Genomic DNA, 239 nt, shown 5'->3' with positions numbered 1-239 from the left:
GCCCTTTCTGCAGTGGACACCATCGCCACGCCGGAGGGGTCTGGCGAGCGGCAAACGGCGACATTGACCCAGTCCGTCTATGCGCAGTTGCGCGCCGACATTCTCAGCGGGCGGATGCGTCCTGGCGAGAAGATCCGTGCCGAAGCCCTGCGCAAGCGGTTCAACACGGCCAGCAGCCCCGTTCGGGAAGCGCTCAACCGGCTCCTTTCAGAAGGCTTCGTCGCGCTCGAGGAGCAGAA

At 65.3% G+C, this 239-nt stretch carries 1 protein-coding gene; it reads left to right on the top strand.

The window, feature by feature from the left end:
* Positions 1-239: GntR family transcriptional regulator (locus MRBLMA1_RS20870; RefSeq protein WP_363739568.1), on the top strand; the 239-nt coding region annotated here is incomplete at both ends.

The sequence above is a fragment of the Sphingobium sp. LMA1-1-1.1 genome, assembly GCF_040676365.1.
GTDB lineage: Bacteria > Pseudomonadota > Alphaproteobacteria > Sphingomonadales > Sphingomonadaceae > Sphingobium.
This window is presented reverse-complemented; position numbering and strand designations above follow the sequence as displayed.